The 12,698-nt window shown below is 69.7% G+C and carries 13 protein-coding genes, 3 tRNA genes and 2 pseudogenes; 13 read left to right on the plus strand and 5 right to left on the minus strand.

Going from position 1 to position 12,698, the window contains the following annotated elements; all coding sequences use genetic code 11:
* Window positions 1-46: 46 nt before the first annotated feature.
* Window positions 47-1,930, plus strand: coding sequence for a DNA primase (gene dnaG, locus DWB68_RS11510; RefSeq protein WP_119425269.1), 1,884 nt, complete (start codon window positions 47-49; stop codon window positions 1,928-1,930).
* Window positions 1,931-2,027: 97 nt separating this feature from the next.
* Here the strand turns inward: dnaG and DWB68_RS11515 are convergent, their stop codons facing one another.
* Entirely contained in the window at window positions 2,028-2,495 is a 468-nt protein-coding gene (locus DWB68_RS11515; protein ID WP_119425270.1) for a GNAT family N-acetyltransferase, read from the minus strand.
* A gap of 66 nt (window positions 2,496-2,561) precedes the next feature.
* Here DWB68_RS11515 and DWB68_RS11520 point away from each other — a divergent pair.
* From DWB68_RS11520 to DWB68_RS11550, 7 genes are all read left to right on the plus strand, one after another.
* Window positions 2,562-2,637: transfer RNA gene (locus tag DWB68_RS11520), tRNA-Asn, on the plus strand.
* Between the two features lie 153 nt (window positions 2,638-2,790).
* A tRNA-Asn gene (locus tag DWB68_RS11525) sits at window positions 2,791-2,866 on the plus strand.
* 100 nt (window positions 2,867-2,966) lie between these two features.
* Window positions 2,967-4,073, plus strand: coding sequence for a glycosyltransferase family 4 protein (locus tag DWB68_RS11530; protein WP_119425271.1), 1,107 nt, complete (start codon window positions 2,967-2,969; stop codon window positions 4,071-4,073).
* 70 nt (window positions 4,074-4,143) lie between these two features.
* Window positions 4,144-5,004: a phage holin family protein gene (locus DWB68_RS11535; protein ID WP_119425272.1), complete on the plus strand. Its 861-nt coding sequence runs from the start codon at window positions 4,144-4,146 to the stop codon at window positions 5,002-5,004.
* 69 nt (window positions 5,005-5,073) lie between these two features.
* Entirely contained in the window at window positions 5,074-5,733 is a 660-nt protein-coding gene (locus DWB68_RS11540) for a CDP-alcohol phosphatidyltransferase family protein (RefSeq protein WP_119425273.1), read from the plus strand.
* Entirely contained in the window at window positions 5,733-6,629 is an 897-nt protein-coding gene (locus DWB68_RS11545; protein ID WP_119425274.1) for a DMT family transporter, read from the plus strand. The genes DWB68_RS11540 and DWB68_RS11545 overlap by 1 nt, the downstream gene beginning before the upstream one ends.
* Before the next feature lie 54 nt (window positions 6,630-6,683).
* Window positions 6,684-7,874, plus strand: a complete 1,191-nt coding sequence (locus tag DWB68_RS11550; RefSeq protein WP_119425275.1) for a glycosyltransferase — start codon at window positions 6,684-6,686, stop codon at window positions 7,872-7,874.
* A gap of 118 nt (window positions 7,875-7,992) precedes the next feature.
* Here the strand turns inward: DWB68_RS11550 and DWB68_RS11555 are convergent, their stop codons facing one another.
* Together DWB68_RS11555 and DWB68_RS11560 are read right to left on the minus strand one after the other, a co-directional pair.
* On the minus strand, window positions 7,993-8,619 hold the full coding sequence (locus DWB68_RS11555; protein WP_119425276.1) for a hypothetical protein: 627 nt from the start codon (window positions 8,617-8,619) through the stop codon (window positions 7,993-7,995).
* Between the two features lie 58 nt (window positions 8,620-8,677).
* Window positions 8,678-9,418, minus strand: coding sequence for an aminoglycoside 3'-phosphotransferase (locus DWB68_RS11560; RefSeq protein WP_119425277.1), 741 nt, complete (start codon window positions 9,416-9,418; stop codon window positions 8,678-8,680).
* Between the two features lie 99 nt (window positions 9,419-9,517).
* Between DWB68_RS11560 and DWB68_RS11565 the strand changes: the two genes are divergently transcribed.
* Window positions 9,518-9,591 (plus strand) — tRNA-Ile (locus tag DWB68_RS11565).
* 51 nt (window positions 9,592-9,642) lie between these two features.
* On the opposite strand, the gene DWB68_RS11570 is transcribed toward DWB68_RS11565, so the two are convergent.
* Window positions 9,643-10,071 carry a VOC family protein gene (locus DWB68_RS11570; RefSeq protein WP_119425278.1) on the minus strand — a complete coding sequence of 143 codons (429 nt, stop codon included), beginning with the start codon at window positions 10,069-10,071 and terminating at the stop codon, window positions 9,643-9,645.
* Window positions 10,072-10,389: 318 nt separating this feature from the next.
* On the opposite strand from DWB68_RS11570, the gene DWB68_RS11575 reads away from it, so the two are divergent.
* The 4 genes and pseudogenes from DWB68_RS11575 (at window position 10,390) to DWB68_RS17030 (ending at window position 12,514) form a co-directional block, all read left to right on the plus strand.
* A complete protein-coding gene (locus DWB68_RS11575) occupies window positions 10,390-10,947 on the plus strand; it encodes a GNAT family N-acetyltransferase (protein ID WP_158588300.1) in 558 nt (185 codons plus the stop codon).
* Between the two features lie 143 nt (window positions 10,948-11,090).
* Window positions 11,091-11,564, plus strand: coding sequence for a hypothetical protein (locus DWB68_RS11580; protein WP_119425280.1), 474 nt, complete (start codon window positions 11,091-11,093; stop codon window positions 11,562-11,564).
* A 10-nt stretch (window positions 11,565-11,574) separates the two neighbouring features.
* A pseudogene (locus tag DWB68_RS17025) lies at window positions 11,575-11,934 on the plus strand (aldose epimerase family protein); the annotation flags it as partial.
* A 40-nt stretch (window positions 11,935-11,974) separates the two neighbouring features.
* Window positions 11,975-12,514: an aldose epimerase family protein gene (locus tag DWB68_RS17030; RefSeq protein WP_267896968.1), complete on the plus strand. Its 540-nt coding sequence runs from the start codon at window positions 11,975-11,977 to the stop codon at window positions 12,512-12,514.
* Here the strand turns inward: DWB68_RS17030 and DWB68_RS11590 are convergent.
* Window positions 12,511-12,698 (minus strand): annotated as a pseudogene (locus DWB68_RS11590) (hypothetical protein); the annotation flags it as partial. The gene DWB68_RS17030 and the pseudogene DWB68_RS11590 overlap by 4 nt on opposite strands.

Raw genomic sequence — 12,698 nt, forward strand, 5'->3', positions numbered from 1 at the left:
GGGGAAAGCCGCCCCGCGCCTCGCCGCGCGGCACTAGGATGAAACGGTGCCAGGACTGATCAAACGCGACGACATCGACGAGGTGCGCACCCGCACCGACATCAAGGCCGTCGTCGAGGCGTTTGTCTCCCTGAAGCCCGCCGGCATCGGCTCCTACAAGGGCCTGTGTCCCTTCCACGACGAGCGCAGTCCCAGCTTCCATGTGCGCCCCCAGGTGGGCACCTATCACTGCTTCGGCTGCGGCGAGTCCGGGGACGCCATCAGCTTCCTCATGAAGATGAACCACACCTCCTTCGCGGAGACCGTGGAGCAGCTGGCCGCGCGCGTGGGCCTCGAGCTGCACTACGAGGACGGCGGCAAGGGCCCCGACCGCGAGAGCGTGGGCAAGCGCCAGCGCCTCCTGGACGCCCACAAGGTGGCCGAGGAGTTCTACCGCGCGCAGCTGCAGACACCCGAGGCCGCCGAGGGGCAGAAGATGCTCGCCGAGCGCGGCTTCACGCCCGCCGACGCCGCGCGGTTTGGCGTGGGCTACGCGCCCCAGGGCTGGGATGCCCTGTTGCGACACCTGCGCAACAAGGGCTTCACTGACGACGAGCTCAAGCTCACTGGCCTCATGTCCGAGGGCCAGCGCGGCATCTACGACCGCTTCCGTGGCCGCCTCATCTGGCCCATCCGCGACCTCACGGGCGCCACGATCGGCTTCGGCGCGCGCAAGCTCTACGAGGACGACCCGGGGCCCAAGTACCTCAACACCCCGGAGACGCAGCTCTACAAGAAGTCCCAGGTGCTCTACGGCATCGACCTCGCCAAGCGAGAGATCTCAAAGCAGAAGCGAATCGTGGTCGTGGAGGGCTACACCGACGTCATGGCCGCGCAGCTGGCCGGCGTCGGCACAGCCGTCGCCACGTGCGGCACCGCCTTCGGCACGGACCACATCAAGATTGCCCGCCGCCTCCTGTCCGATTTTGGCGGGGGAGGAGAGGTCATCTTCTGCTTCGACGGCGACGCCGCGGGGCAGAAGGCGGCCCTGCGCGCCTTCCAGGAGGACCAGCGCTTCGTGGCGCAGACGTACGTCTGCGTGGAGCCCTCTGGCATGGATCCGTGCGAGCTGCGCCAGGAGCGCGGCGACGAGGCCGTCGTGGAGCTCATCGAGAACAAGCGCCCGCTCTTCGAATTCGCCATCAAGGTGGGCCTCGTTAAGTACGACCTCAACACGGTGGAGGGCCGCGTCAACGCCCTGCGCGAGGCGGCCCCCGTGGTCGCCGCCATCCGCGATCCAGCCATGCGCCCGGGCTACGCCCGCGAGCTGGCCGGCTGGCTCGGCATGGACCCCAACGAGGTCATGCGTTCGGTCCGCGCCGCGGGCGGGCGCGCCCGCCATGCGGCGCCGGCCCAGGGGCACGACGACGCGTCGCAGGGCGAGGCGGTCCCGTCGCCGGGTGCCGCGCCTGTCTGGGAACGCCCCGACACCCGTGACCCCGTGGTGCGCATGGAGCGCGAGGCCCTCGAGGTGGTGCTGCAGCACCCCAACTCGCTCTCGGCCGAGGCCTGGCAGGCCGTGTACGGCGCGCACTTCGTGGCGCCCGCGCACGCCGCCGTGAAGGACGCGATTGTCAACGCGGCCGCCGCGCAGACGCCCATGAGCCGCTGGGTCGAGGCGATCCGCGAGTCGGTGCCCGAGCCGCTCGCGGCGTTCGTGGCGGAGCTGGCCGTGGTGCCGCTGCCCGCGGCGAGCGACGATCAGCTTGCGCTGTACTGCCGCGGCATCATGAACCGGCTCTTCGACATCCAGATTAACCACGCCAAGGCCGAGCTGCTCGGTCGCCTGCAGCGCCTGGCGATCGACGCCCCGCCGGAGGAGGCGCAGGCACTCAACCGCGAGCTCATGGAGCTCGAGATGCGCCGACGCTCCCTCCGGGCCGAGACCTGAGCCGCTTGCGCTGACGCCCGGCGTTGAGGCGCCTTCTGCGGTTTGAGGCCCGGAAAACGCGCCTCACAGCGCGGAACCGGCCTCAAAGCGGTGACGGTCACGCAGGCAAGGTGTCCCGGCGCAGGTGCAGGAGCGGGAAGGGATTCCCCTCGCCGTCAAGGTCCGAGCGACCCACCCGCGTGAAGCCGCGGGACAGGTAGAAGCCCAGGGCCGCCGGATTCTGCTCATTGACGTCAACGAGCACCTCGGCGTGATCGTCCGCCGCCGCCTCCAGGAGCGAGGTGCCGACGCCCCGCCCGTGCGCGTCGGGATCGACGAACAGCATCTCGATGCTGAGCGGCTCCCCGGGATCCCCGCTCACGCCAACAAAGCCCACCGGGGCGTCGTCGCGCAGTGCGACGGTGAGGCGCACGGCGCGGAGGTAGACCTCACGAATGGCGCGTTCGACGCCGGCGATGTCGGCGGGGGAGAGGAAGTCATGGGTCGCCTCCACCGCCCGGCGCCACACACCAAGGACGGCCGGGTGATGCTCTGCGGTGCCGGGGACCAAAGTGATAGGGAACATTCAATCAGTCTAGCAGCCCCGTTTTGGCAAGTGGGCGGGTGAGCCGCTAGACTGAACGAGTTGCGATCCTCCGTAGCTCAATTGGCAGAGCATTCGACTGTTAATCGAAGGGTTACTGGTTCGAGTCCAGTCGGAGGAGCCACTTTCGGGGTCCCTTCATCCATTCATGGATGAAGGGATCCCGTTCTTTTTGCCATTACTGAAGCGGTGACAAGCGATTTCTTGGGGATCTGCAAAGGGGATGCCTCGATTTCGCGAACGCGGCCGACCCCTGGTAGAGTCGACGCCGTTGCGATCCTCCGTAGCTCAATTGGCAGAGCATTCGACTGTTAATCGAAGGGTTACTGGTTCGAGTCCAGTCGGAGGAGCCAGGACAAGGGCCCCGGTTTTGTACCGGGGCCCTTTGCTTTACCCGCGGGCCCAAGAAACCGGGCAGAATCGGGCGCAGAAACCTTTCCTCAAGGAGGCCACGTGCGGCTCATTGTTGACGCGCGCTACACCCGCACCTCGCAGCACGACGGCATCTCGCGCTTCACCGCCAGCCTGATCGAGGCGCTGGCGCGCAAGCACGAGGTCCGGATGCTCATCAGCGACCCGGCCCAGCTGCCCATGCTCCCCGTGGTTCCGTACACCCAGGTCAGCTCGCCCACCTCGCCGCTCGAGCCGCTCGTAGCGCTGAAGGTCAACCGGCTCCAGCCGGACGTGGTGTTCTCTCCCATGCAGACCATGGGCTCGTGGGGGCGCAAGTACGGCCTGATCCTCACACTGCACGACCTCATCTACTACCAGCACCGCACGCCGCCGGGCTTCCTGCCGGCCCCCGTGCGCCTGCTGTGGCGCCTCTTCCACCTCGCGTACTGGCCCCAGCGGGTGCTCCTGAACCGCGCAGACGTGGTCGCCACGGTGTCCCAGACGACCAAGTCGCTCATGGCGGAGCACCGCCTGACCAAGCGCGAGGTCCGCGTGGTCTACAACGCGGCCGAAGCCCAGGACGAGCCGCGCCCGGCGGGCGAGGCCCCCACCAAGGAGCTCGTCTACATGGGCTCCTTCATGGAGTACAAGAACGTGGAGACGCTCATCGCGGCCATGGCACACCTGCCCGGCTACACCCTGCATCTCGTCTCCGGCATCCGCCCCCAACGGCGCGAGCAGCTCGAGGCGCTGGTCCCCGCCGGAGCGGACGTGCGCTTCCATGGCGGCATCGAGGAGGCCGACTACCAGGAGCTGCTGCGCCGGGTCACGGCCTCGCTCACGCTCTCTCGCTCCGAGGGCTTCGGCATCCCGCTCGTGGAGGCCATGCGGGCCGGAACGCCCATGATCGCCTCCGACATTCCGATCTTCCGCGAGGTCGGCGCGGACGCCGTGAGCTACGTCAACCCGGGGGACCCGCGCGCCGTTGCGGACGCCGTCCTGGCGCTCGAGGACCGGGCCCGCTTCGCGGCCGCCCGCGAGGCGGGGTTGGAACGCGCCGCCGGCTTCTCCTGGGACGACTCGGCCGCGGTCGTGTGGGATTGCGCACACGAGGCGGCCCGCCTGGCCGCCGGGCGTCGCGGGAACGTGCCTGAGTCGGAATGGTGAGTGGTAGTTTTATGAGGATGTGGGCCACGCACACGGCTCACGCCCAGCCCTGTCACAGGAGGCAGAAGCCATGAGTCAGCCCGACGTCGCCGCGTCGCAGCAGGAAACGGCCCAGCGGCCGAAGAATCTGCGCGAGACAGTCTCGGTCGTTTCGCGACTGGCGCCGAAGCAGCTCAACGACGAGCTGGCGCTCACGCTGCGCCAGCTGCAGTCGAAGGGCGTCTCGCTCGGCGTCTCGGCGGCCCTCGTGGTGGGCGGCCTGGTGTTCGTTTCGCTCGTCATGATCGCGCTGGTCGTCGCCGCCATCGCCGGCCTCGCGACAGTCATGCCGCTGTGGCTCTCGGCGCTCCTCGTGGCGCTCGTCTTCCTCGTCATCGGCGGCCTGCTGGCCGGCGTGGGCGCCCTGCGCGGCAAGAACACGCTCCCCGAGGCAGTGGCCATCCCCAAGCAGGCCATGCTCCGTGTGAAGCACGATCTCGGCGTCATGCGCGAGGGCACGGCCTTCGACCCCGCCACGCTGGCGGAGCCCAAGCCGGCCAAGGAGTCCAAGAAGTCCTCGCTCAAGCAGGACACGGTTCCCGCCTCGCAGGAGCCCGAGGTCAAGGCGCCCAAGCCCACCGAGGCCGAACTGCGCCGCCGCCTGGCCCGCCGCCGCGAGCATCTCGCCGAGCTACGCGACACCTTCGGCGAGCAGACCGATGTGAAGGCCCGCGTCGGCGCCGCCGCCCAGCGCTTCTCCGCGGCCACGAGCCGCGCCACGAGCAACGCCAAGGACGGCCTCGACCGCGCCCAGGTGGGCCTCAGCGACACCGTCAACGACCGCGAGCAGCTGCGCGCCACGGCCGAGAAGGTGGGCCCGTGGGTCGTCGTCTCGCTCGCCGCGACCGCCGTGGTCGTGTTCATCCGCCGCCTGTTCCGCAAGGCAAAGTAGGCTTTCCGCTTCCCGGTATCTGCCGGGCCGGGAGCGCGTCGGGAACAGACAGGGGAGGGACGAGACACGGTGAGGATCATTGGCGCTGGAACGAGCGACGACATCCACTACGTGGAGCGCCACACCTTCTGGACGGCCCCGAACCTCATCACACTGGCCCGCTTCCTCCTGGTCCCGGTGTTCGTGGCCCTCGTGGCCTCCCACCACTACGTCTGGGCGTTCTGGACGCTCGCGGTGCTCTTCTCCACCGACTGGGTGGACGGCTACGTGGCGCGGCGCTTCAACCAGATCTCCTCGGTCGGCACGTGGCTTGACCCGCTCGCCGACCGCCTCGCGCTGATCATCGTCTCGGCCACCTACGTGATCTTCCACGTGGCGCCGGCCTGGTTCGTCTGGGCCATCGTGATCCCGGACCTGGTGCTGCTCTTCAACGCGATCTTCCTCTTCAAGGGCAGCCCCGAGCTTCCCGTCTCGATCCTCGGCAAGATCCGCACGGCCTTCCTCATGGTGGCCGCGCCCCTCCTGCTCCTGGCCCAGGCCAACTTCTCCTGGGCCCCCGCGCTGCACGCCGTGTGCACCGTCATGCTGGCCATCGGTTCGGCCCTGCACGTCGCCGCCTCCGTCGGTTACCTGCTCGCCGCCCAAGCCAAGGCACGGCAGGCAAGGCAAGGCACGACGTCGGGCGCTCGCCAAGGCGAGCCGCTCGCCGACGCCGGGGGAGAGGGCTGATGGTCTGGCTGGCCGTTGCGTGCGCCGTCGCCTCCGCGGCGTTCCTGGCCTTCGGCACGCAACGCCAGAGCTCCGCCGTCCAGGCCGACACGGGCGGCCTCGACGTCAACTCGCGCGGCATGGTCCGCCTGCTGACCAATCCGCGCTGGCTCTTCGGCCTCCTGCTCATGGCCATCGGCATGCTGCTCAACGTGGCGGCACTGACCATGGCCCCGCTGACGGTGGTGCAGCCGCTCGGCGCGATCGCGCTGGTCATGACCACCATCATCAACTCGCGCGACCAGGGCATCACGATCAACCGGGCCACGTGGATCTCGATCATCGTGTGCATGACCGGCTCCGTGGCGTTTGTGCTCCTGGCGGTCAACGCGACCCACGAGGCCAAGCTCACGCCGCAGGCCGAGTGGACCGTGGTGGGGCTCCTGGCGATCGTGGTGGTGTTCTTCGGCGGCATCGCGTTCGCCCGGCGCCGCCGCCCGCACGGCGCGTTCTTCTACATCGTGGGCGCCGGCGTCCTCTTCGGCTTTACCGCCGTGCTCGTGCGCACCATCGCCGTGGCGATGACGCAATTCGACGGCGGCGTGCCGTTCTGGCTGCAGGTGCCGTGGATGCCGTTGCTCGCGATCATCGTGGCCGGCCTGATGGGCCAGTACTTCAACCAGAACGCCTACTCCACGGGGCCCCCGGAGCTGGTCATCGCCGGCCTGACCGTGATCGACCCCATGGTGGGCGTGGCGATCGGCGTCTTCATCCTGGGCGAGCTGCGCCCCGATGTGCATCCGGTCGTGGGTCTGTCCATGGCTGGCGCCGCCATCGTTGCTATCGTGGGGGTCGTTGCCCTGTCCCGGCACCACCCGGACGTCCTGGCGCGCAAGGAAAAGCGCTCCAAGGAGTAAGCGACCCGCGCCACCGCACCCGGTGGGCGGACCCGAAACAAGGAGTTCCCTCACGTGAGTGCCGAGCGGCCGCTGCGCATCCTCATCGCCTGCGACACCTACCCGCCGGACCTGAACGGCGCCGCCGTGTTCTGCTTCCGCCTGGCCAAGGCCATGAGCTCGCGGGGGCACGAGGTCCACATCGTTGCCGCGCGCACCGACGACGGCCCGAGCTTCGTTGAGCACCGCCCCGAGGCCACCGTGCACCGCGTGAAGAGCCACAAGGCGCCCACGCACGAGAGCTACCGCCTGTGCCTGCCCGTGACGGCAAACAAGGTCATCGCCGAGGTGATCGACGAGATCAAACCCGACGTGGTGCACATCCAGTGCCACTACATGATTGGCAACGCAGCGGAGAAGCAGGCCACCAAGCGCGGCCTGCGCCTCATCGCGACCAACCACTTCATCCCGGAGAACCTGGAGCCCTTCCTACCCTTCCCGCAGTGGTTCCTCAACATCGTCTCCAAGAACTCCTGGCGCGACATGGGCAAGATCATGGGCCGCGCGGATGTGGTCACGACGCCCACGCCGCTCGCCGCGCGCGAGATGCGCCTGCGCGCCGGGCTCGAGCACGTCTTGGCGCTGTCCAACGGCATCGATTCGGCCAAGTACGAGGCGCACGAGGGCGAGGAGATCGCCCACCCGGACCACCAGGTGGTGCTCTTTGCCGGGCGCCTCGCCGTGGAGAAGAACGTCGACGTCCTGATCCGCGCCATGGCCCGCCTCAAGGGCGCCAACCCGCCGCACCTGCGCCTCGTGGGCGAGGGCGAACAGCGGCCCAAGCTACTCAAGCTGGCCCAGGACCTGGGCGTGGAGGATCGCGTGCACTTCCTCGGCTTCGTCGACGACGAAACGCTACGCGCCGAGTACCTTGCAGCCGATGTCTTCTGCCAGCCGGGCACGGCCGAGCTGCAGTCCCTCGTCACGCTCGAGGCGCTCTCCGCCTCGCGCCCCGTGGTGCTCGCCAACGCGCTGGCGCTGCCGCACCTCGTCGACGAGGGCGTCAACGGCTACCTCTTCGAGCCGGGCAACGACGCCGACCTGGCCTCCAAGCTGGAGACGGTCCTCGACCTCTCGCCCGCGGACCGCGAGGCCATGGGCGCCGCAGGCCACGCCAAGGCGCTGCTGCACGCCGAGAAGAAGACCATGGACACCTTCGAGGACCTGTACCGCGGCGCCCCCGCCGCGAAGTACATGGACGCGTAGACGCCCCGTCCGGCGCGACGCAGGCGAGCCGCCCGCCCCGCCGGCCACGCGCCGTCGGGCACCGACATGCAAGGAGGGCCCCGCCAACCGGCGGGGCCCTCCTCGTTTCACGCGCGGCTCAGGGGTTGAGCGTCGAGGCGGTGCAGGTGACGCTGCCCGTGCCCGACTGCTTCGTCAGGCTCTTGCCGTCCACGGTGATCTCGCAGCCCACGGCGCCGCCGGTGGGGCTCGTCACCGTGAGGGCGAAGCCGTCGAAGCCCGTGACCTTGTCGTCCTTGGTCCACGTGCCGCTGAAGGTGTCCTCGGCCTGACCCTTGAGCGAGCCGTAGCTCAGGCTCGCCTGGCCGTCCGCGGTGGCCGAGTACGCCACGGAGAACTCCTTGTTCGACTGCTCCTCGACCTTGGAGACCACCATGGCCGCGAGCACCATGATGATGACGCCGACGACGACGGCGACGGCGCCCATGACGATGCCGGCGATGGAGGTGCCGTGCGGGCGTTGCTTCTGCAGAACACCCACGATGCCGAGCACGAGGGCCAGCACGCCCAGGCCGAGCCCGAAGACCGGGACCCAGCAGAAGACGAGGGCGACGATGCCGAGGACCAGCGCGGCGATGCCGAAGCCGTTGCCGGGGCGCGGGGCCGGCGGCACGGGAGCGCCCGGGTAGTACTGCGGCGGGAGGGGCTGCTGGGGCAGCGGCTGTTGCGGGTACTGCGCATCGAACGAGGGGGGCTGTTCGGCCATGGGGGGCTCCGGGGGTCGAGTGACATTCAACGATGCGCGGGTGCGCATGCTCGTGATCCTAGGCGGAGGGGGCGCCGCCCGCATCCCAGAGCGCGCGGTAGTAGGCCAGGAGCCTCGCGTCAGGGGCGATGCCGTAGGCCTCGAAGAACGTGGCTTCCCAGCCCGGCCCATAGTTGAGCGTGAGGTTGGCGGAGGCCACGGCAAGGTCGGCCCAGCGATCGGCCACGCCGAGCGAGCCGAGGTCCACGTGGGCGGCCCACCGACCGTCGTCGGTCAGGAGCGTGTTGGGCGCGCACGCGTCCCCGTGGCAGACCACGAGCCGGTCGATGCTCGGGGCCGGGCCCAGCGCTGCCCGGCCCGACGGCGGGAGGTCGCCCAAGCGGGACGCGGTGCCCCAGTCGAAGCGGCAGCCGGCGACGGGGAGTGCCTCGTGGAGGGCGCGCAGGCCCGCGCCGAGGGCTCGGACGGCCGGCTCGGGGGCGCTGATCCAGCGGCGGTCCACGGCGTTGCGGTACGGGAGCGCGGCCGTTACGAGCCACTCCTGCTTGCCGTCGCTGCCGTGGTCCACGACGCGGGGGACGGGGGTATGGGCGCCCGCCCAGCTCAGGCGGGCTGCCTCGCCTTCCGCTGAGTTCTCGTCATTGAGCGGGCCGCACTTGATGTAGACGGCGTCCGGCCCGTCGCCCGCCCGGACGGTCACGGCGCCCACGGCGTTGAGCCAGACGGGGTGGATGCGGCGGAGGCCGGCCAGCTCGAGGAGCTTGTGGGGGAGGAGGACGTCTGCCGGGGGAACGCTCACGGCACGAGTCTGGCACGCGCCTGGCCTGTCGCTGACCAGCCGCGGCCCGAGCCGCCGATAGGATGGAGGAGCGGCAAGCGCCCCTGGTGCTGCCGTGGAGGGGCGGTAGCTCAGTCGGTCAGAGCAGAGGACTCATAATCCTTGGGTCGTGGGTTCAAGCCCCACCCGCCCTACGAGAAGAGGCCCGGAACCAGCGCGGTTCCGGGCCCTTTGCTGTCCCGGGTTCAGCACTCCTGCGCGAGCATCACGATGATGTTGCTCGGCCCGGTCACGTAGCAGAGCTTGTAGACGTCCTGGTAGTTGGCGATGCCGCGCAGGGGGCGGTGCCCGAGCTTCGCGATGGCTGCGAGCGCCGCCTCCAGGTCCGCTACCCGAAAGCCGAGCCGATGCATGCCGATGTCGTTGGGGCGGGTGGGGCGGGTTTCGATGGCCTGCGGGTGCAGGTACTGGAACAGCTCCACCCACCCGTGGCCATCCGGCGTGGCCAGCACGGCCAGCATGGCGTGGTTGCCGTCCAGATCCACGGCCTCGTCGCTCCAGCCCCCGCTCACGGTGTCGCGGCCGACCACTCGCAGGCCGAGCGCGGAGAAGTAGTCGATGGCCTCATTGAGGTCCCGAACGGCGATGCCCACGTTGTCCAGATGCACCTTCATGGCGGTCAGCGTAGGCCCGGAATGGCGGGGAAAAAGGCCTCTCGCCGCACGCTGTGGGGCCCGCCGATTCTGGGCCGACGGCCGGCGTTCATCCGCCCGTCATCCCTCACAGAATCTTCCCATCAACAGGTGGTCTTGCGGGGGCTCAAGAATGAGATATAAAAAGTCCTGGCCTCATCCCCGGACACCCACCGGGGACGCTTTTCTCAAGCTGTGACCCCCTGATGTGCGCTGATCCCGCGCCGAACGTGACTGAACTTTCGTGCTTCGGGGCCCTCACCCCTTTTCAGCCCTTCCTTTCAGGATGGAGTCACGCCCGTGTCCGTGTCCCTTGCCGCGCTCTCGCACGCCCACATCGATGAGGTGGTTCACCTCATTCAGGCCCCCGCTCGCCGCATGTTGGCGGACGCTGGCGCCTCGCCCGAGGCGGCGCTCGCCCGCGTTGCCCGCCTCAAGGGACCCGAGCAGATCCGCGAGATGCTCGAGCGCCCGGCCCCCGACGTCCTCCTCGGGGCCCGCGACGAGCACGGCGAACTGATCGGCGTTGGCGGCCTCAAGATGACAGCCCCCGGCACGGCCGAGATGCACACGCTCTACTTGGCCGAGGCGGCCCAGGGCCGTGGCATCGGTCGACTGCTCATGCAGGCCCGGATCGAGCACGCCCGCCGCGCAGGCCTCGACGTCCTGCACCTGCGCACGGCCACGAGCAACGTGCGGATCCAGCGCCTGGCGGCCTCGCTCGGCTTCACGCTGCACGAGTACCTCGATTCCACGACCATGCCCGGCGTCGCCTGGCAGATCTGGCGCCTGCCGCGCCTGCAGTCGCTCGTCACCGCGCCGGTTGGCCCCAACGAGGACCTGCTGCTCCCGGCGTAGCCCCTGCGGCCTGGACCGCTGAGCCGGGCGGACGGCGCGCGGCGGGCCTACCGCACCGCGGGCCGGTTGGCCTATGCTCAGGCGTTCGCTGTGCCGCCCGGCCGCCCCCGCCGTTCGGTTCCCTCCCTGCCCAGAGGTCTTCCATGCCGTCGCCCACTGTTTGGCGCCTCGCCCTTGTCCTTGCCGTCCTGTCCGTCATCGCCACCGTTCTCAACGTGGTGCACGGTGCGGCGATCGGTGGCCAGGCCGTTGGCCTGGCCGCGACGCTCGTCGCCGTCTTTGGCGCCGCTTGGTACACCGTTGGAACGGGCTTCCCCGGCGCGCTGAGCCCCGGCGCCAAGGGCGGCGTGAGCGGCCTCGTGGCCTCCGGCTTCGCCCTGACCCTCATCACCGGTTTCTGGTCCGCCGTGCAACAGCGCTTCAACCCTGCGGCGTGGGAGCTGGGCGCCGTGGTGTCCCTCGTCCTCTACGGCGTCATCTTCCTGCTGGCCTGCACCCTTGCCTTCTGGTGCATCACGGAGCTCGTGGTGCGCGATCGGGCCAGGAACCGCGGCGACGAGGTGAGCGGCGATCCGGGCGCGGATCGTGTGAGCACCAGCGCGCAGGTCAATGACTGACGAGGAATCCATGATCCAGCCCGACAACGAGCCGCCGACGACCCTCTCCGGCCGGCAGGTGAGCCTGCTCCACGGCGACTACGCCGCGAGCAGCGCCACGGTGGGGGCGTCCCTCCGGGAACTCTCTTGGCGCGGGCGGCCGCTCGTGCGCCCGTGGTCCGCCCATGGCCTGCGTCCCGTCTACTCCGGTTCCGTTCTGGCCCCGTGGCCCAACCGCGTGATCGACGGCGCGTACGACTGGGAGGGAGAGCCCCGGCAGCTGGCGCTGAGCGAACCCGCACGAGGTCATGCACTGCACGGCCTGCTCGCCCGGAGCGAATTCCAGATCGCGCAGCGCACGGCCAGCACGGTGCGCCTGCGCAGCGTCATCGAGGCCCAAGAGGGCTACCCGCACCGCGTGCTCGTGGAGCTTGAGTACGTGCTGGGGGGACAAGGGACTCGAGACCACCGCGCGGGCCGAGCTGCTCGCCGGCGGACCGGCACCGTTTGGCTGGGGCACCCACCCGTACCTGTGCGCCCCCGGCGGCAGCGCGGACGCCTGGAGCCTGACGCTCGCCGCCGATACGGTGCAGCTGAGCGAGGGAGAGCGGCTGCTGCCGTCGGAGCTCGTGCCGGTGGAGGGCGGCGCTTTCGACTTCCGCACGCCCCGCAGCCCGCGCGGTGCCTTCATCGATCACGCCTTCACCGGGCTCAAGCGCGACGACGCGGGCTTGGCCCACGTCGAGGTGCTCGACGCCGAGGGCGTGGGTGTGCGCATGAGCTGGGGCCGGGAACTTGGCTGGGTGCAGATCCACACCGCCGATCGTCCCGAACCCGAGCTTGACCGCACGGGCCTGGCGGTGGAACCGATGACGTGCCCGCCCGGGGCCTTCAACTCGGGGACCGACGTGATCCGCCTCGAGCACGGGACGCCGCACGAGGCGGCGTGGGTGATCCAGGCCGTCGGCTAGGCCGTGTTGCTAAAGGTGCTGGTGAGCCAGTGGAGTGTCGCGGCGAGGCGGAGGCCGGCGTGGTAGTTGCGGGCGGTCTTGTCTGAGCGCATCGCGATCCCGCGCCATTGCTTGAGCTTGTTGAAGCACCGCTCGACGACGTTGCGGCCGCGGTAGCGGACCCGCTGCTGGTCACCGAAGTCGA

The sequence above is a fragment of the Galactobacter valiniphilus genome (assembly GCF_003575975.1).
Lineage (GTDB): Bacteria > Actinomycetota > Actinomycetes > Actinomycetales > Micrococcaceae > Galactobacter > Galactobacter valiniphilus.